The following is a 16,227-nucleotide window of genomic DNA, read 5'->3' on the forward strand; positions in this document are numbered from 1 at the left end:
CGGCAGAAATGCCGCGGGGTCTTTCGTTATTTGAGTTCCCTCACACAACCGCCGGCGCCGGCAGTTGCCTGGCGGCACATCAGGCGAACTCGCATGACAGGGCCGCGAGGCAGCACCCATGGCGATTGTTGCGATATCGTGACCGGTGTGTGACCCACCCAACCACGCCGGAGAAAAGTCAGTGAAGAATCCGCTACTCGCGGCAGCGCTCGCAGCTGCCATGAGTGTCAGCTTGGCCGCTCAGGCGCAGTCGCCGGCCAAACAAGCATACGCATCGAGCAACGAGCCGAGCGCAACGACTGCGGAAGAGCTCGCGCTGATTCGCTCGCAGCTGCAAAACATCCTGCAGCGAGTCGATCGCCTCGAAGCCGAGAACGAAAGACTCAAGGCCGAGAACGGCGAGCTCAAGCGCCAGACCGAGCAGGTCAGTCGAGAGCTGGCCCAGCAGTCGACACAACGGGCGGCACAGAATTCGAGCCAGCTCATGGGCCAGCAGCAAGCGGCCCAGTCTTCCCTGCACGCTGCCGACGCTCCGCGGCCGGCCGCGAAAGAGCCCGAGTGGGCGAATCGCGTTACGGTCAAAGGCGACTTGCGCTATCGCCATCAACGCACCGACGATGAAAGTGCCGGCGCCACGCGCGAAGAAGATTTGCTGCGCGCGCGCCTGTCGGTGCAAGCCAAGGTCAACGATCGCATGGTCGCCACGGTCGGCGTCGCGACTTCCTCATCGCCAGGCAATCCGCGCGGTGCCAACGTGCAGCTCGACGGCGCGTTCTCTCGCAAATCGCTGTATCTCGATCTCGCCTATTTCGACTGGAGCTTCGCCGACGGCGCGCACTTGATCGGCGGCAAGATGAAGGTTCCGTTCGAGCGCCCGGGCCAGAGCCTGTTCTGGGACAACGACGTCAATCCCGAAGGTCTCGCCGTGACCTACCGCGCGGGCTCGTTGTTCGGCTCGGCGTGGAGCTTCTGGGTCGAAGAGAACGTGCAGGCTGGCACGGCCACGCCGACGGCCACGCGCGCCGACACCAGAATGTATGGTCTGCAACTCGGCAATCGTTTCGACATCGGGTCGAACCGGCTGACCGTCGCCGCGTCGTACTACGACCTGGCTTCGGCGCAAGGACGGCGTCCGTTCTACAACGGCGCTGCCAATGGCAACTCGCTCACCGCCACCGGCGGACTCGCCTACGATTTCCAGGTGGTCGGCTTGATGGCCGAGTACAGCACCCGCATCGGCAGTGTGCCGCTGCAGGTGTGGGGCGACTTCGCGAAGAATCTCGAGGCACGCTTCGATACGGCGTTCGCCGTGGGCACGGTGGTCGGCAAGGCGTCGAACCCGGGCAGCTGGGAGACCGGGTTGATGTATCAAATCCTGGAGAAGGACGCGTTGTTTGCTCAACACATCGATTCGGATTTCGGCGGCGGTCTCTCCGATGCCGACGGCTGGGTGTTGCGCATGGGCTATGCGCCGTTGCAGAACTGGGTGCTGAACGCGACCTACTTCAAGACCGACAACAACCGCGACGTCGGCGCCGGCTATGATTTCGATCGCTTCATGCTCGATTTCAATACCCGCTTCTGAGGTGCGCTGCTGCGCGTGTTGACCAAGACGCCCGCTGCAGGTGGCCCTGCGGTGCTCGACGGCGGCCAGCCCATCGGCTTGCCGGTCGTGGGCTCGAGTGTGCTGCAGCTGGCGAAGTAATCGCCACACCTCTGCCAGCCTGGCATCAGCAAACATCGGTGGCGAGTGCCAACACGCGCCGTCGACAACCTTCGCCGGGATCAAATCCAACTTCATCCTTTGGACGATTGCACCAATAGACGTGGGAACTGTCTCATAACATGAAGGATTTAATTTTTGACGGCGCGTGCCGATAGAATCAGTACGCGGTCGGCAATCTTGAGTTTGCTCAGGAACACGAGAGGTGCTTGGCGATGCTGGAGGGTTCTGGAACGGTCGTTGCGGTTCCCAACCTGCGCGAGTTCTTTCACGACTCGGTGCAGAAGGCGCTGCGTAACCAGCGCGTGGCTGTCGACGATCACACCGAACACTACGTCGTGAACGTGCTCACGATGTTTGCCCGGTCCGAGGCGCTTTACGAAAGAACCGCTGAAGGCGTGCGACTCAAACCGCTCGCTCATATGCTGGCGGACGCGGCGGCGGCTCCTTCCAGTCAGCAGCGCGACGAGGCGCTGCGCCGCTTGGGCGATGTATCCTTGTTCATCGCCGGCTTCTTCGCGCAGAGCTTCGCGCGCAAGCTCGTCGATATCGACTATCACATCGCCATGGGCGGTCGAGCCTACGGCACGCTGGCGGAGAACCTGCGTTATTCGATGCGCGGCCAGGCGATCGCGGCGGTGTTCCTGGAGCTCGCCGGCAAGTTCCAGCGCCTGGTCGACGTGCTCAACGATGTCGCCGAGATGGCGTATCAGCACACCGACAAAGACATCCTGCGTCTGTACGAGATCTGGCTGAAGACCGGTAGCCCGCGCGCCTTCGCAATTCTGCAGCGGCTGGGCGTGGCGCCCGTGCAGGCGGGCGCGAAGAGGGAGCACTGACATGCTGCTGCGTCGTATGCAGTCGCTGCTCACCCGACTGTACGACGCCCCCGTCGATCACGATGCCGAAGACTTCCTCATCTGCGATCCCGCACGATTGCGCGAGGTGGTTGGCGAGCGAGCCGGCCCGATCAGCGATGAGCAGGTGTTCGTCGTGCAGGAGGACGGCGGCGTTCGCATTGGCCTGTATATCGACCAGCAGGTGCTCGATCGCCTGCAGCGATGCGATCCCCTGCAGGCGCTGGACGAGCGCAACCTGCATGACTTCTGCACGGCGCTCGAAGGCGTCAGCCACTTTCACTACTTGATCTGGAGTTTCGCGCGCGGGCGGCCGGTGTCCTTGCTGGAGCTGGAGCTGCAGGCGGAGGTCGACAAGTACGCGACCGCGGTGGCGCTCATGACCCAGCAGCGCGCCGGTGCGTTTCCCAGGGCGCTACATGCGCGGATGTTCGGGGGCGTGAGTTTCCTGCCGGAGCTGGATGAGGCGAGCCGTCGGCGCTACGAAGAGGCGAACCGCCATGCGGCGCGCTATTGCCGGTCACTGGACCAACGCTATCTGCACCCGCGGCGCTGGCAGCCGGAGAAGTGGCTGGCCGAGCTGCGGCGCTTCTTCCGCTGCGGCCACCAGGAAAAAATCAGGCAACTGGTGGTTTGATCCAGCTCGGGCCAGGCGGCCGTCCGGCCGCGTCCAGGTCGGGCTCAGTCCTCGCTCTTGGTGACGCGCTTCTTCATCTCGATCCACTTCGAGAGCTGGCGCAGGTCGCGCTTCCGCGGGGCTGTCTTCTTTGGCAGCAGGCCGCTTTCGTATGGGTTGTAGCCCAGGCGCAGGCCCTTGGCGTTGTTCCGGATAGGCGCGTTGCTCACCTGCTCCTCTTCCACCATCGACAGGCCCGGATGGTCCAGCGCTTTGCGACGCGCCCGCTCGCCGGCCTCGCCGTCCTGGCTCAGGCGATCGTCGTTCCATTCGTACACAGCGTTGCCGCGCTCGTCGAAAGCGATGCGGCCCGGCTGCTTCGACTCGACCACGCGCGGTCGCAGGCGAAATCCCAGTTTTCTCAATTGGTCGTTCAACTCCAACTCTCCCGGTTCCATCGCGCAGGCCGGCATCGGCCCGCGAGCTCATGAGGCTTCCCTACCCTTAGAGTCAATGGTGCTTAGTTAACCGTCTTTGTCGCAGCGGATAGCGGATAGCGGTTGGCCGAAATGAGTAAATCCTGGCCTCCGTTCTGCCCCAACCGCTAACCGCTAACCACCAACCACCAACCACTGCAGGGCCCTGACTAAGGGCCATTACCCTTAGAGTGCTGCGCGTATTGAAGAGCGTCGCTGCGGTGCAATCAAGTTACAAAAGTGTGATGCAGGTTTTGGTTGCGCAAGCCGAGGTGTCACGCGTTTCGACAGTGGCACGGATGCGAAAAAAAAGCCGACACTCTGCGGCTGTTACGGCTGGCCGCGCGCCAGGCCTTGCACATAAGGGGACGCGCGCAATAGCGCGGCCAGCGATTTGCCGTCGCGCAATTCGCCACTGTGAGCCATCTGCATGACCTGCTCGAACGGCAGCCAGTGCGCTTCGAGCACTTCGCTTTCCTCCAACTTGTGCCCGACGTCGGTCAGTCCGGTGGCCAGAAACAGGTATACGACCTCGGTCAAAAACCCCGGCGAGCTCAAGTATTCGCCCAGGCTGCGCCACTCGCGCGCGGTGCAGCCAGCTTCTTCTTCGAGCTCGCGTTGTGCGGTCTGCAGTGGCGGTTCCTGGTTATCGATCTTGCCTGCCGGAAATTCCCAGATGTAGCCGCCCGCGGCATGCCGGTACTGGCGGACCAGGCACACACGCCCGCTGTCGTCGAGCGCGACCACCGCGGCGCCGCCGGGGTGATGCACGATCTCGAGGGTTGCGACGTGATCGTTGGGCAGCTTCACCTGCTCGATGTTCACCTTGATGATGCGGCCATCCAGCACCGGGGTCACTTTTTCGAGAGTCATGGGTTACCTATGGGGCTGGCGGCTCGACTTCCTCGGTGGGCGCGGCTTCGTCGTCTTCGCGATTGTCTTCGCCATGGTTTTCATTGGCCTCTTCGGTGGCCTGCTGGAACATCTTCGAAGGCGTGGTGGCCGTGCCGATGCGATAAGCGGCGAAGCCGGGCAGCACCACCTGGTTGAGGGCCATGCCGAGCACCCGGCCGCTGGTGGGTGCGTAGATGCGGTACTGCTTGTTCGAGATCGGATCGGCGACCACGCCCAGCAACTCGCCTTCGCTGACACGCTCGCCGAGCGCGACGTCGGAAAACAGGATGCCGCCGTGGTCCACACGCACCCACTTGGATGCGTAGTACACCGGCTCGGGATCGCCCCAGTAGCGGCGCTGCTTGGTCATGCCCAGCGAGTACAGCAGTGTTTCCACGGCCTTGGCACCGTGCTCCACCTGCTCGGACTGCACACGCATGGGCTCGCCCATCTCGAAGGTCACCGACGGAATGCCCGCGTCGGTAGCAGCCCGCCGCAGCGAGCCTCGCTCGCCGACGCTGTGCAGGACCACCGTCGCGCCGAATGCCTTGGTCATCCGCGACACTTGCGGCAGTCGCAGGTCGGCTCGCACCTGCGGCAGGTTGGTGCGATTCAGCGAGCCGGTGTGCAAATCGATGAGCGCGGAGCAATGTTTCACCACTTCGGTGAAGAACGAATGCGCCATGCGCGTCGCGGCGCTGCCGGTCGGATTGCCGGGGAAGTAACGATTCAGATCGCGGCGGTCCGGCAGATAGCGAGTGCCGCGATAGAAGCCCTGGATGTTGACGATGGGCACGCCGATGACCGCGCCGTTGAGCTCTTCGACATCCAGATCGTCGAGCACGCGCCGCGCGACTTCGATGCCATTCAACTCATCGCCATGCACGGCTGCCGTCAGGCAGAGCACCGGGCCCGGGCCCTTGCCGTTGAGCACGAAGACCGGCACCGGCGACACGAATCCTTCCATGGCCGCGCCGCTGGTCCAGGTGAGTTTCTTGCTGGTGCCGGGCGCCACCTCGCTGCCCAGCAGCCGCAGACGGCCTTTGGGCCTGAACGTCTCGGAGCCTTCCATAGTCGCGGGTTTCGGCACTGGAGGGGGCGGCTCGGCGGCGTGAGCCAGCGAACAGCACAGGATCGCAGCGATGGATGCAGCGGCCATGGCGGCGCGTGTCGAGGTCCTCGTCATGGCGTGTCGGCCTTGACGAACTTCAGCGTGAAACGATCGCTCTCGCCGATTCGTTCATAGCGTGCCTGGTCGCCGTCGGCAAAGCCGGGCGGCAGCGTCCACACGCCTTTTTCGTAATTCTTGGTGTCCCTGGGATTGGCGTTGATCTCGGAGCGGGCGACCAGGCGGAACCCGGCGGCTTCGATGATGCGGATGGCTTCATCCTCGCGCACATAACCGGAGACGGCTTTGGGATCCTGCGGCAGCTTCGGGTCACCTCGATGACCGACCACGCCGAGCACACCCCCGGGTTTGAGCGCCGCATGCATGGCTGCGAACGCCTCGCGCTCCCAGCCGAACATCATCCAGTTGTGCAGGCTGCGAAATGTGAGCACGAGATCGGCCGAGCCGGGCGGTGCGATCTCGCTCTTGGCTGGCGGCGCGGCGAGCGTCGTGGTGATGACTTTGCCGTACAGGTCCGGCCGCAGCTGCAGCTTGCTACGGTAGGTCTCGACCGTGTTCCGGGCGTAATCGCCCGCGGCCGGATCGAGCAGGGCGGCGTACAGCTGGCCGTGATCCCGCAATAGCGGCGCGAGAATCTCCGTGTACCAGCCCGCTCCCGGCCAGACCTCCACGACAGTCATGTCCTGGCGGATGCCGAAAAACTGCAATGTCTCTTTCGGGTGGCGATAGGCATCGCGTGCGCGATGCTCCCGTACACGGTGCTCGCCGGCGATGAGGGTATCCAGGAGGGCCGCGGTGGCCGGATCGGTGGTGGGCGTCGTTGCGCAACCAGTCAGAAATGCCGCGCCCAGCACCAGCAATCCAAACCAGCGACTCAGCGGGGCGGCGCACGGCAACTTCATTCCTTCTCCTCGCGACTCAAGGTGTCGCGAAGATAGTGGAATGGCGTGCAAAGCAAAACCAGTCTGCCGCACACCATCCCGGGCCGCGCTGCTGGCGAGCGGCGCAGCCTTTCAGGTCACATGCGCCGCGCCCTGCGAGAAGCGCGGCGCATGGACGATTCCGATCGGCGCTGGTTCAGTTACGGCTGCCAGCGCGCGCCCGGCAGCCCGAGCTCGTTACCAGCGTCCGTTCTGGCGCGGCGGACGAGCCTCGCGCTCGCGGGCTTCGTTCACGCGCAGCGGGCGGCCGCCCATCTCGAATCCATTCATGTGTTGAATGGCGGTCTGGGCATCGCTGGTGGGCATCTCCACGAAACCGAAGCCGCGCGGCCGGCCGGTTTCGCGGTCGTTCACCAGTTTGACCGATTGCACCGTGCCATGTTTTTCGAACAGGGAGCGGACGTCCGTTTCAGTAGCGCTGAACGGCAGATTGCCAACATAGATCGTCGTCATCGAAGGTCACTCTCGGGGCCAGACAAATGTTGCAGCCAAGCGGTCGCCTCCGGACGAGCTCATGGGCTCCCGGATGGAAGAACGATCGCCGTGTCTTGGTCGCTGACAATCAACCATGGGGATGGCGTGCTGGAGACGAGCTTTCTAAAGCGCGTGTGTCCGAAGGTCGCTCTTGTAGGTTGAAATGCGTATTCAGCTGACCGCGTCCGATACTACGTCAGCCTTTTGGCGACTGCAACGATCGCACTTGACAAACGGGTTTTGGTTTTTTTTGCAGCTGCGAACGAAAGCGGCGCCCCGCTAAGGGGCGCCAGCTCAAGCCCCTTCCAGATAGGTATAGCCGTTCAGCTCCGACTCGTAGAAGCGGCGCAGCGCCTGGCTTTCCACCAGGGTCATGCGGCCTTCGCGCACCGCTCGCTCGCAATCGCGGGCGAACTGCGGAAACAGCCGGTCCACGTCGTATTGCATGTAGCTCAGCACCTTGCCGGCGGTGTCGCCCTTGACGATCTCCTCGATCCACCAGCCGCCCTGGTCGTGCAGGCGGATATGCACCACGTGGGTGTCGCCGAACAGATTATGCAAATCGCCCAAGGTTTCCTGGTAGGCACCGACCAGGAACGCGGCCAGGTAATACTCCTCGCCGGGCTTGAGCTCGTGCAGCTCCAGCGTGCGCTTCACGTCGCGCTGGCTGACGAAGCGGTCGATCTTGCCGTCCGAATCGCAGGTGATGTCGGCCAGCACGGCGTTGCGCGTGGGTTTCTCGTCCAGCCGGTGAATGGGCATGATGGGAAACAGCTGGCCGATGGCCCAGCTGTCGGGCAGCGACTGGAACACGGAAAAGTTACAAAAGTACGTATCGGAAAGAATCAGCTCGAGCCCTTCCAGCTCCTCGGGCACGCGCTCCAGCTTGCGGCAGTAATCGCGGATTTTCGCGCACGTCGCCCAATACAAACGTTCCGTCAGCCCGCGAAATTCCAGGCTGAGCAGGCCGAGGTTGAACATTTGCAGCGCCTGTTCGCGGGCCTGCAGCGCGTCGTGATAGCACTCCACCAGGCGGCGCTCGGAGATGGTGCGATACGCGTCGAACAGATCCAGCACCGGCTGCGGCAAGTCGTCCCTGTTGCCGTTGTGCTCGTCTTCGATGCGCTCGGAGATGCGGAATTTATCCATGCACGAATGGCCCAGCGTGTTGAACACCAGCACGCTGTGATGCGCGGCGGTGGCGCGGCCCGATTCGCTCACGATCACGGGATGATCGATGCCGCGGGCGTTGCAGACGCTGCCGATGCGATACACCACGTCGCTGGCATATTCGTTCATGGTGTAGTTCATCGATGATTCGAAATTGGTGCCGCTGCCGTCGTAGTCCACGCCGAGGCCGCCGCCCACGTCGATGTATTTGAGCCCGGCGCCCATCAGCTTCAGCTCGGCGTACACGTGCGCCAGCTCGTTGATCGCGTCCTTGACGCGGCGGATGTCCTGCAGCTGGCTGCCCGGATGACAGTGCACCAGCTCCAGGCAATCGAGCATGTCGTGGGTCTTCAGCACCTTCACCAGCTCGAGGATCTCGGTGACGAACAGACCGAACTTGGATTTTTCGCCGGCCGAATCGCGCCAGCGGCCGGCGCCTTCGCTCGCCAGCTTCACGCGCACGCCGATGCGCGGACGCACCTGATATTTCTGCGCGTGCTTGAGCACCAGCTGCAGCTCTTCGAAATTCTCGATCACCGGAATGATGGTGCGGCCGAGCTTGGTGGCCAGGATCACCGCCTCGATGTAGCTGTCGTCCTTGAAGCCGTTGCAGACGATCATGCGCTCGGGCGCGTCCTCGGTCAGCGCCATCACCGCCAGCAGCTCGGGCTTGGAGCCCGCTTCCAGGCCGAAGCCGAATTCCTTGCCGTAGCGATACACTTCCTCGACCACCAGCCGTTGCTGGTTGACCTTGATCGGGAACACCGCGGTGTAGCGGTTCTTGTAGTCGTTCTCGGCGATGGCCTGCGCGAAGGCTTTCTGCAGACGGCTCAGACGGTGACGCAGGATGTCCGAGAAGCGCACCACCACTGGCGTGGTCAAATCGCGCGCACGCAGCCCTTCCACCACTTCATACAAATCGATCTCGCGATCCGGCGTGCCGTCCGGACGCACCACCACGTGGCCGGCAGCATTGATGCTGAAGTAGTGCTTGCCCCAATGCGGCACCTGATACAGATCGAGCGAATCGTCCGTATCCCAGGAGCCGTTGGTGACGCCCAGCGGCAGCGGTTTTTTTGCGGTCGAGTCCAAGGTGGCGGGCCTGTGTGAAAAGCGGGAGAGCTGCCGTCCGGGAAAACGCGCGCAAGATAGCGGAAAGAGAATGCTGCAAAAAGTAAAAAATGTAGCGTGAGATTTAATCCGTAGTAGCAACGCCTCGGCGCGGATCTCTGATCCATTCGCTCCAGGAGCCGGCGTACAAGCGCGCACCGGGTTTGCCCGCGACCTCCATCGCCAGCAGCAGATGACACGCCGTTACGCCGGAGCCGCACATCACGATGGTGTGATCGTCGGCGACGCCCGCCTGCGACTGCTCGTAGCGGCGTCGTAACTCTTCGGGCGCGCCGAAGCGCCCGTCGCTCGCAAGATTGGTTGCGAACGGATGATTGCGAGCGCCTGGCACGTGGCCCGCGACGGTGTCGAGCGGTTCGACCTTGCCGCTGAAGCGTTCCGGAGCGCGCGCGTCGAGCAATCTCCAGTCGGGCTGTCGCACACGGGCCTGCACTTGCTCGGCGTCGAGCCACAGATCGCGATTGGGATGCGCTTGAAAATGCGACGGCTGACGTACGGGGATTGCAGTGCTCGTCGGCAGCGCCGCGGCTGTCCATGCCTTCAAGCCGCCATCCAGCACCGCGACCGCACGATGACCGACCCAGCGCAGCAGCCACCACAGGCGCGCGGCGTACATGCCGTTGTCGGCGTCATACGCGATGACTTGTGTCTCGGGTGTGATGCCCCAGCGGCTCGCCGTGGCGGCGAAGTGTTCAGGATGGGGCAGCGGATGCCGGCCGCTGGTCGGCGTGATCGGGCTGGAGAGATCGCGATCGAGGTGCGCATAGACCGCGCCGGGAATGTGTCCGGCGCGATAGGCGGCTTCGCCGGCCGCGGGCTGCGCCAGATCGAAGCGACAGTCGACGATCAACCAGCGCGGGTCCTGCAGGTGAGCGGCAAGCGTGTCGACGGAAACGAGTGTGGTGAGCATGAAGGCGTGCCTGCGTGTGAGAGGGCGAAACCGCCGCGCATCTGGCCGCATCCGCGCCACAGCGGCGCGGCGGATGCGTGCATTCTGAGCCTGTAGCGCAACGGCGTCACGTCGCTCGTCGGAGAGTTCTGGCCCCGGCGGCCGGCTTGGTTACAATCCCGCTCTTTTCGGCAAGAGCCAGCTGGGGCGAACACATGGCACTGGAACTGTGGTGGGGAAGCGGCAGCCCTTATTCCTGGCGCGCGCTGCTCGCGCTCGAGTGCAAGCGTCTGCCGTATGTGTCGCACCTGGTGCAGTTCTCCAAGCAGGAGCACCGCTCGCCGGAGATGTTGCAAATGAATCCGCGCGGCCGCGTGCCCGTGCTCAAGGACGGCGACTACGTGGTGTTCGAGTCGCTGGCCATCCTGCGCTATCTCGACCGCAAATATCCCGACATTCCCATCTTCGGCAGGACGGCTGAGGAGGAAGGCACGATTCAGCGCGTGATTTGCGAGTATCAGTCGTATGCCGAGGACCATATCGCCAAATTGATCTACGCCATTTTGTTCCAGGGCTTGGAAGGACACATGGAAGAGATCGAGCGCGCGCTGAATTTCGTGATCGCCGAAGCGCGCACCATCGAGAACCGCCTGTCGACGTCGTCATGGCTGGTCGGCGATGCGTACTCGGCTGCGGATATCGTGGTGTTTCCGGGCATCCAGCAGCTGAAGCGCGTGCTGGAGCGGCGCGAGGCGGAAGATCTGCGCGCGCGTCTGCTGCCGATCGAGACGACTTTTCCCGCCATCGCCGCGTGGATCGAGCGCGTCGAAGCGACGCCGGGCTACGAGAAAACCTATCCGCCGCACTGGAAGGAACCGAAGGAATAACGTTGCGCCGCTGCGCGGCGCCGCCCTTTCTCCGGGAAAATAGTGGGGCCGGAGCCTTGAAATTGCCTCGCCACGGGGCACTTATCGGCGTCGACTTTCGTTACGGTCGACGCGCCGGCAAAAGTCAGTAAACTTCGCGCCGTCGTTCGCAGCGTTCTTTTCGCTACCGAGGTTCGACATTCATCAACCCGTCTCGTGTTCGTGAGTGAGTGTAATGTCCCAATATCCAGTGCATTTCAACTTCCCCGGTCGTCTGGTGATGATCGGCTTCGGCAGTATCGGACAGGGAGTGGTGCCACTCATCTTGCGACACATCGCGCTGCCGCCCGAGCGCATCACGATCGTGAGCGCCGACGAGATGGGCAAGAAGGAAGCGCTGGAGTACGGCATCAAGCACATCGTGCAGCCGCTCACGCAGGAGAACTATCGCCAGGTGCTCGAGCCCATGCTCGGCCGCGGCGACTTCCTGCTGAATCTTTCGGTGGACGTTTCCAGTCTCGCGCTGATCAAGCTCGCGCACGAGAAGGGTGCGATGTATCTGGACACTTGCATCGAGCCCTGGCCGGGCGGTTACACCGATTCGAATATTTCGCCGTCGCTGCGAAGCAATTACGCGCTGCGCGAACAGGCGCTGGAACTGCGCGCTCAACTCAAAGGCGGCCCGACGGCCGTGATCACGCACGGCGCGAACCCGGGCCTGGTGTCGCACTTCGTCAAGCAGGCGCTGCTCAATCTCGCGGCGGATACCTCGGTGGACGCAGGCAATCCGCAGTCGCGCGAAGCGTGGGCGGCGCTCGCGGCCAGGCTGGGCGTGAAGGTGATTCACATCGCCGAGCGCGACACGCAGGTCGCCAACACGCCGAAGAAGGCCAACGAGTTCGTCAACACCTGGTCGGTGGACGGCTTCGTCAGCGAAGGCTGCCAGCCGGCCGAGCTGGGCTGGGGCACGCACGAGAAGGAACTGCCGCCGCAGGGCCGTCATCATGAGTTCGGCCGACAGAGCGCGATCTATTTGATGCAGCCCGGCGCGGGCACGCGCGTGCGCACGTGGACGCCCAAGGCTGGCCACTTCCATGGCTTCCTGATCACGCACGGCGAGTCGATCTCGATTTCCGATTACCTGTCGCATCGTGAAGGCGACAAGGTCGTGTACCGGCCCACGGTGCATTACTCGTATCACCCGTGCGATGACGCGGTGCTGTCGGTGCACGAGTTCGCCGGCCGCAACTGGCGCATGCAGGATCACAAGCGCATTCTCAACCAAGAGATTCTGCCGGGCGGCATCGACGAGCTCGGCGTGCTGCTCGCCGGTCACCAGAAGAACGCGTACTGGTACGGCTCGCAGCTGTCCATCGACGAAGCGCGCCAGCTGGTGCCGCACAACACGGCGACCAGCCTGCAGGTCTGCGTCGCGGCGCTGTCGGGCATGATCTGGGCGATGGAGAATCCGGAGCGCGGCATGGTCGAGCCGGACGAGATGGATTTCCGCCGCAACCTGGAAATCTGCATGCCGTATCTCGGCCCGGTGGTCGGTGCCTACAGCGACTGGACGCCGCTGTTCGATCGCAATCGCCTGTTCGACGAGGGGCTCGACAAGAGCGACCCGTGGCAGTTCAAGAACGTGATCGTCTGATGGGCCGTCCCTCGTGACCACGGACTGGTCGGAAGCCAAGGTCGCATCCGCTGCTGCACGCTTCCGGCCAGTCACCCTTCATCAGTCACGAGTCACATCCATGCCTTTCAAAGTCAGCTTCGAGCTTGGCGACGCCGATCTGCAGCACCTCGCGGAAGTCGCGCAGGTGCGTCAGTCGGCGGCGCGCGCCCAACCCAGCGAGCAGATCGTCGCGGCGGCGCGCGAGGTGTACTTGAAGGGCGCGCAGGCGCATCTCGCCGATTTCGTGAGGGAACGTTACTCGCGCCTGGGCACGATGCTGGAGATGGTCGAGGACGCGGAGTGGCGGCTGAGCCAGGAGGACTCGCAGCGGTTGATCAACGCGCTGGCATGTTTCAGCGAGCCGGCCACGGGCACTTCCTCGGCGCTGGACCAGGCCATCATGATCGAGCTGGTCAGCCGTGATCTGCATCACGATCTGGAGGCGTATCGCGATTTCTGCAAATTCCGCGAGGCGCAGATCGCCAAGCGCCACTCGCCGCCCGGTACGGACCGCGAGCAATGGCTGAGCCAACGGCGGGCGACTCTGCAGGAACGCATGCACAAGCGCCGTAAACGCGATCTGGATGCGGCGCCGGGACCGGTCCGGAGCCTGTTCTCGCTGTTTGGCTTGTGAGCACCGGTGTATGCGCCGGTTGGGCCGTCAGAGTTCTCCCGTCAGGGGATACCGCCCGGGCTAAGCGTCCTCCGCCGGCTCGTAGCGCACGGCTGTGATGACATAAGTTTTTACTCCGCCGGGGACCTCGACGCGGACCTCCTCGTCCAGACCCTTGCGCAGCAACGCCCGCCCGAGCGGCGAATCCATGCTGATGTAGCCCTGGGCGGCGTCGAACTCGTCCGGTCCCACGATGCGGTATTCGCTCTCGGCGCCGCTGTCGTCTTCGAGCGTCACCCAGGCGCCGAAAAACACCTTGGATGAATCCGACGGCGGTTGGCTGACGATCACCATGCCATCGAGGCGCTGACGCAAAAAGCGCACGCGGCGATCGATCTCGCGCAGCTGGCGCTTGCCATAGATGTATTCGGCATTTTCGGAGCGGTCGCCTTGGGCGGCGGCCTCCTGCACCGCCTGGGTTACTTGCGGGCGCAGCACACGCCACAGGTGGTCCAGCTCGTCCTTGAGTCGTTGTGCGCCCCTGGGAGTGATGAACTTTGAACCCCTTTGTCTGGATGGGTGTTGAGGCGGTCGGTAACGGGACATGTGAGCCGGGTTGCCAAGTGTTCGTAAGGCGGTCGCTGATAACGTCAAATCGCGAAAATTCTGTGGAATCCTTCACGGTAGCCGTATCAGGCGCTCTTTACTCTGCTATCCCATGAGCATCAAGTACTACACACACTTTCTACTGCAGGAACGGGCTCCCAAGGGTATGAGCGAGTTCCGCGGCGTCGTCGAAGTGAATCGCACCATGCTACGCGGCGACCTCAAGGAAGCCGCTTCGGTGCTGGCCAAGAACTTCGAATGCGACACGAAGGATATCAAGGTTCTGCAGTGGTCCCGGTTGCATTGATGTTGCAGTGTGGATGGGTCGATTGTTGATGAGTTGAGTGTTTTGTGTTGGATCCCCTAGCGGGCTTTACTTCCCTTCAGAAAGTCCGCTTCTCTGCCCCGAGCCACAAGCCCGGGGTTTTTTTTGCCCGCAGGGTATGCTTGCCAGCATGCCGATCTACTCCGAACACACCTACCGTTCGCGCGACGGATTGAAGCTCTACTATCGTGACTACCCCGGCGACCCGAGCAAGGTGCCGGTGCTGTGCCTGCACGGCCTGACGCGCAATTGCCGTGATTTCGAGGCGCTGGCGCTGCGGATCATGCCGGGGAGGCGAGTGATCACACCGGATTTCCGAGGCAGAGGCCAGTCGCAGTACGACTCGCTGTGGATGAACTATCACCCGATGACTTACGCGGACGACATATGGTCGTTGCTGAGGGAGATCGGCGTGGATCGTGTGATCGCGATCGGCACATCGCTCGGTGGCCTGGTGATCATGCTGATGGCTGCGGTTCACGCCCAGACATTCGCCGGCGTGGTGCTCAACGATATCGGACCGGAAATCGATCCCGTCGGCGCAGCCAGGATACGCAGCTACGCAGGCCGCTTTCCGCCGCCGCGCAGCTGGGACGATGCCATCGAGCAGATGAAATACGTGTTCGGCGAGGCCTTGCCCGATTTCACCGACCAGCAATGGCAGGACTTCGTGCGCCTCTCTTACAGCGAGGACAGCACCGGCTCGCCGAAGCTCGAGGCCGATCCGCGCATCGGAGATGCGATACGGACCATTCAACCGCCGCCAGGAGCGGTGCAGGGAATGTGGCTGGCGTTCAATGCGCTGAAGGATACGCCGACGCTGGCGATTCGCGGCGCGTTGTCTGATTTGCTGTCCACGGAAGTCTTCGAACGCATGCAGCGTGAGCATCCCCGTCTGCAAGGCGTGACGATTGCGAACCGCGGTCACGTGCCGCAACTGGACGAGCCGCAAAGTCGAGCCGCGCTGGAGCAGTTCCTCGCGCAGTTGCCCTGAGCTGGACAACATGAGCTTCAAAGATCATTTCTCCGGTCACGCCAACGCCTACGCGAAGTATCGGCCTGATTATCCAGCCGAGTTGTTCCAGTACCTGGCGACACTGACGCCCCAGAAAGACGTGGCCCTCGATTGCGCCACGGGTAGCGGCCAGGCGGCGCTCGGGTTGGCCGAGCATTTCTCGCTGGTGGTCGCAAGCGATGGCAGCGTGTCGCAGCTCCAGAATGCCGGGCGTCATCCCAAGGTCGCCTATGTCGCGAACCTGGCCGAGCAGCCGGCGCTGCGCGATCGCACCGTGGATCTCGTAGTCGCTGCGCAGGCGGCACATTGGTTCGATCACGAACGTTTCTATCCGGAAGCTAAACGTGTGCTGAAGAGCGGCGGCGCGCTGGCGTTGTGGACTTACGGGCTGGCATATGTGGAACCGCAGATCGACGCCGTCGTGAAGCACTTCTACAGCGACGTGGTCGGCAGCTACTGGCCGCCGGAGCGGCGCTGGGTCGAGACTGCGTATCGCGATCTGCCATTTCCGCTGCAGGAAATCAGCGCGCCGGCCTTCGAGCTGCGGTTGCAATGGGATCTGGACAGCTTGATCGGCTATCTCGGTACCTGGTCGGCAGTACAGCGCTACAAGCGTGACAAGGGACAAGATCCTTTGCCCGCTCTGCGGGCCGAGCTGGCCCCCTGCTGGGGCTCGCCGGTGGCGCTCAGGACAGTGACCTGGCCGTTGCATCTGCGCGTCGGTCGAGCGCAATGAGTGCGCCGGCCGTTCAGCTGAAGGTTCCGACCCGCTCACGCTTGAACACGCGGTGCGTTGGCAATCGCCGTTGGCAGTTTATGATTCGTCC

At 63.2% G+C, this 16,227-nt stretch carries 17 protein-coding genes; 9 read left to right on the top strand and 8 right to left on the bottom strand.

Going from position 1 to position 16,227, the window contains the following annotated elements; genetic code table 11:
* Positions 1–181: 181 nt before the first annotated feature.
* From VGE08_RS11775 to VGE08_RS11785, 3 genes are all read left to right on the top strand, one after another.
* Positions 182–1,585, top strand: a complete 1,404-nt coding sequence (locus VGE08_RS11775) for a putative porin (protein ID WP_331068081.1) — start codon at positions 182–184, stop codon at positions 1,583–1,585.
* A gap of 353 nt (positions 1,586–1,938) precedes the next feature.
* The gene (locus tag VGE08_RS11780) at positions 1,939–2,562 is read left to right on the top strand and encodes a hypothetical protein (RefSeq protein WP_331068082.1); all 624 of its coding nucleotides are present in this window, start codon (positions 1,939–1,941) and stop codon (positions 2,560–2,562) included.
* Between the two features lies 1 nt (position 2,563).
* Entirely contained in the window at positions 2,564–3,217 is a 654-nt protein-coding gene (locus tag VGE08_RS11785) for a hypothetical protein (protein WP_331068083.1), read from the top strand.
* 44 nt (positions 3,218–3,261) lie between these two features.
* Here the strand turns inward: VGE08_RS11785 and VGE08_RS11790 are convergent, their stop codons facing one another.
* The 7 genes from VGE08_RS11790 to VGE08_RS11820 all read right to left on the bottom strand — a co-directional run bounded on the left by VGE08_RS11790 (position 3,262) and on the right by VGE08_RS11820 (position 10,321).
* Positions 3,262–3,633, bottom strand: a complete 372-nt coding sequence (locus VGE08_RS11790; protein WP_331068084.1) for a hypothetical protein — start codon at positions 3,631–3,633, stop codon at positions 3,262–3,264.
* 369 nt (positions 3,634–4,002) lie between these two features.
* The gene (locus VGE08_RS11795; protein ID WP_331068085.1) at positions 4,003–4,545 is read right to left on the bottom strand and encodes an NUDIX hydrolase; all 543 of its coding nucleotides are present in this window, start codon (positions 4,543–4,545) and stop codon (positions 4,003–4,005) included.
* Positions 4,546–4,552: 7 nt separating this feature from the next.
* Entirely contained in the window at positions 4,553–5,752 is a 1,200-nt protein-coding gene (locus VGE08_RS11800; protein WP_331068086.1) for a succinylglutamate desuccinylase/aspartoacylase family protein, read from the bottom strand.
* The gene (locus VGE08_RS11805) at positions 5,749–6,597 is read right to left on the bottom strand and encodes a hypothetical protein (protein WP_331068087.1); all 849 of its coding nucleotides are present in this window, start codon (positions 6,595–6,597) and stop codon (positions 5,749–5,751) included. The genes VGE08_RS11800 and VGE08_RS11805 overlap by 4 nt, the downstream gene beginning before the upstream one ends.
* 216 nt (positions 6,598–6,813) lie before the next feature.
* The gene (locus VGE08_RS11810; protein WP_331068088.1) at positions 6,814–7,089 is read right to left on the bottom strand and encodes an RNA-binding protein; all 276 of its coding nucleotides are present in this window, start codon (positions 7,087–7,089) and stop codon (positions 6,814–6,816) included.
* Between the two features lie 315 nt (positions 7,090–7,404).
* Positions 7,405–9,372, bottom strand: coding sequence for a biosynthetic arginine decarboxylase (speA, locus tag VGE08_RS11815; RefSeq protein ID WP_331068089.1), 1,968 nt, complete (start codon positions 9,370–9,372; stop codon positions 7,405–7,407).
* Between the two features lie 103 nt (positions 9,373–9,475).
* On the bottom strand, positions 9,476–10,321 hold the full coding sequence (locus VGE08_RS11820) for a sulfurtransferase (RefSeq protein WP_331068090.1): 846 nt from the start codon (positions 10,319–10,321) through the stop codon (positions 9,476–9,478).
* Positions 10,322–10,515: 194 nt separating this feature from the next.
* On the opposite strand from VGE08_RS11820, the gene VGE08_RS11825 reads away from it, so the two are divergent.
* From VGE08_RS11825 to VGE08_RS11835, 3 genes are all read left to right on the top strand, one after another.
* Positions 10,516–11,187: a glutathione S-transferase family protein gene (locus tag VGE08_RS11825; RefSeq protein ID WP_331068091.1), complete on the top strand. Its 672-nt coding sequence runs from the start codon at positions 10,516–10,518 to the stop codon at positions 11,185–11,187.
* A gap of 214 nt (positions 11,188–11,401) precedes the next feature.
* Positions 11,402–12,820, top strand: coding sequence for a homospermidine synthase (locus tag VGE08_RS11830; protein ID WP_331068092.1), 1,419 nt, complete (start codon positions 11,402–11,404; stop codon positions 12,818–12,820).
* Between the two features lie 100 nt (positions 12,821–12,920).
* On the top strand, positions 12,921–13,475 hold the full coding sequence (locus tag VGE08_RS11835; protein WP_331068093.1) for a hypothetical protein: 555 nt from the start codon (positions 12,921–12,923) through the stop codon (positions 13,473–13,475).
* Positions 13,476–13,535: 60 nt separating this feature from the next.
* Here VGE08_RS11835 and greB read toward each other — a convergent pair whose 3' ends face one another.
* A complete protein-coding gene (gene greB / locus VGE08_RS11840; RefSeq protein WP_331068094.1) occupies positions 13,536–14,060 on the bottom strand; it encodes a transcription elongation factor GreB in 525 nt (174 codons plus the stop codon).
* 112 nt (positions 14,061–14,172) lie between these two features.
* Between greB and VGE08_RS11845 the strand changes: the two genes are divergently transcribed.
* The 3 genes from VGE08_RS11845 to VGE08_RS11855 all read left to right on the top strand — a co-directional run bounded on the left by VGE08_RS11845 (position 14,173) and on the right by VGE08_RS11855 (position 16,136).
* Positions 14,173–14,367, top strand: a complete 195-nt coding sequence (locus VGE08_RS11845) for a hypothetical protein (RefSeq protein WP_331068095.1) — start codon at positions 14,173–14,175, stop codon at positions 14,365–14,367.
* A gap of 148 nt (positions 14,368–14,515) precedes the next feature.
* Positions 14,516–15,379 carry an alpha/beta hydrolase gene (locus VGE08_RS11850; RefSeq protein ID WP_331068096.1) on the top strand — a complete coding sequence of 288 codons (864 nt, stop codon included), beginning with the start codon at positions 14,516–14,518 and terminating at the stop codon, positions 15,377–15,379.
* A 10-nt stretch (positions 15,380–15,389) separates the two neighbouring features.
* Positions 15,390–16,136 (top strand): class I SAM-dependent methyltransferase, encoded by a 747-nt coding sequence (locus VGE08_RS11855; protein WP_331068097.1) that lies wholly within the window; start codon positions 15,390–15,392, stop codon positions 16,134–16,136.
* Positions 16,137–16,227 lie beyond the last annotated feature (91 nt).

Origin of the sequence: Steroidobacter sp., assembly GCF_036406195.1 — a bacterium.
Lineage (GTDB): Bacteria > Pseudomonadota > Gammaproteobacteria > Steroidobacterales > Steroidobacteraceae > Steroidobacter.

Excerpts from the sequence above, each read along its gene's own strand:
- VGE08_RS11780 (WP_331068082.1), top strand. The coding sequence starts at position 1,939 with ATGCTGGAGGGTTCTGGAACGGTCGTTGCGGTTCCCAACCTGCGCGAG.
- VGE08_RS11785 (WP_331068083.1), top strand. The coding sequence starts at position 2,564 with ATGCTGCTGCGTCGTATGCAGTCGCTGCTCACCCGACTGTACGACGCC.
- VGE08_RS11795 (WP_331068085.1), bottom strand. The coding sequence starts at position 4,545 with ATGACTCTCGAAAAAGTGACCCCGGTGCTGGATGGCCGCATCATCAAG.
- VGE08_RS11800 (WP_331068086.1), bottom strand. The coding sequence starts at position 5,752 with ATGACGAGGACCTCGACACGCGCCGCCATGGCCGCTGCATCCATCGCT.
- VGE08_RS11805 (WP_331068087.1), bottom strand. The coding sequence starts at position 6,597 with ATGAAGTTGCCGTGCGCCGCCCCGCTGAGTCGCTGGTTTGGATTGCTG.
- VGE08_RS11810 (WP_331068088.1), bottom strand. The coding sequence starts at position 7,089 with ATGACGACGATCTATGTTGGCAATCTGCCGTTCAGCGCTACTGAAACG.
- VGE08_RS11820 (WP_331068090.1), bottom strand. The coding sequence starts at position 10,321 with ATGCTCACCACACTCGTTTCCGTCGACACGCTTGCCGCTCACCTGCAG.
- VGE08_RS11825 (WP_331068091.1), top strand. The coding sequence starts at position 10,516 with ATGGCACTGGAACTGTGGTGGGGAAGCGGCAGCCCTTATTCCTGGCGC.
- VGE08_RS11830 (WP_331068092.1), top strand. The coding sequence starts at position 11,402 with ATGTCCCAATATCCAGTGCATTTCAACTTCCCCGGTCGTCTGGTGATG.
- VGE08_RS11835 (WP_331068093.1), top strand. The coding sequence starts at position 12,921 with ATGCCTTTCAAAGTCAGCTTCGAGCTTGGCGACGCCGATCTGCAGCAC.
- greB (WP_331068094.1), bottom strand. The coding sequence starts at position 14,060 with ATGTCCCGTTACCGACCGCCTCAACACCCATCCAGACAAAGGGGTTCA.
- VGE08_RS11845 (WP_331068095.1), top strand. The coding sequence starts at position 14,173 with ATGAGCATCAAGTACTACACACACTTTCTACTGCAGGAACGGGCTCCC.
- VGE08_RS11850 (WP_331068096.1), top strand. The coding sequence starts at position 14,516 with ATGCCGATCTACTCCGAACACACCTACCGTTCGCGCGACGGATTGAAG.
- VGE08_RS11855 (WP_331068097.1), top strand. The coding sequence starts at position 15,390 with ATGAGCTTCAAAGATCATTTCTCCGGTCACGCCAACGCCTACGCGAAG.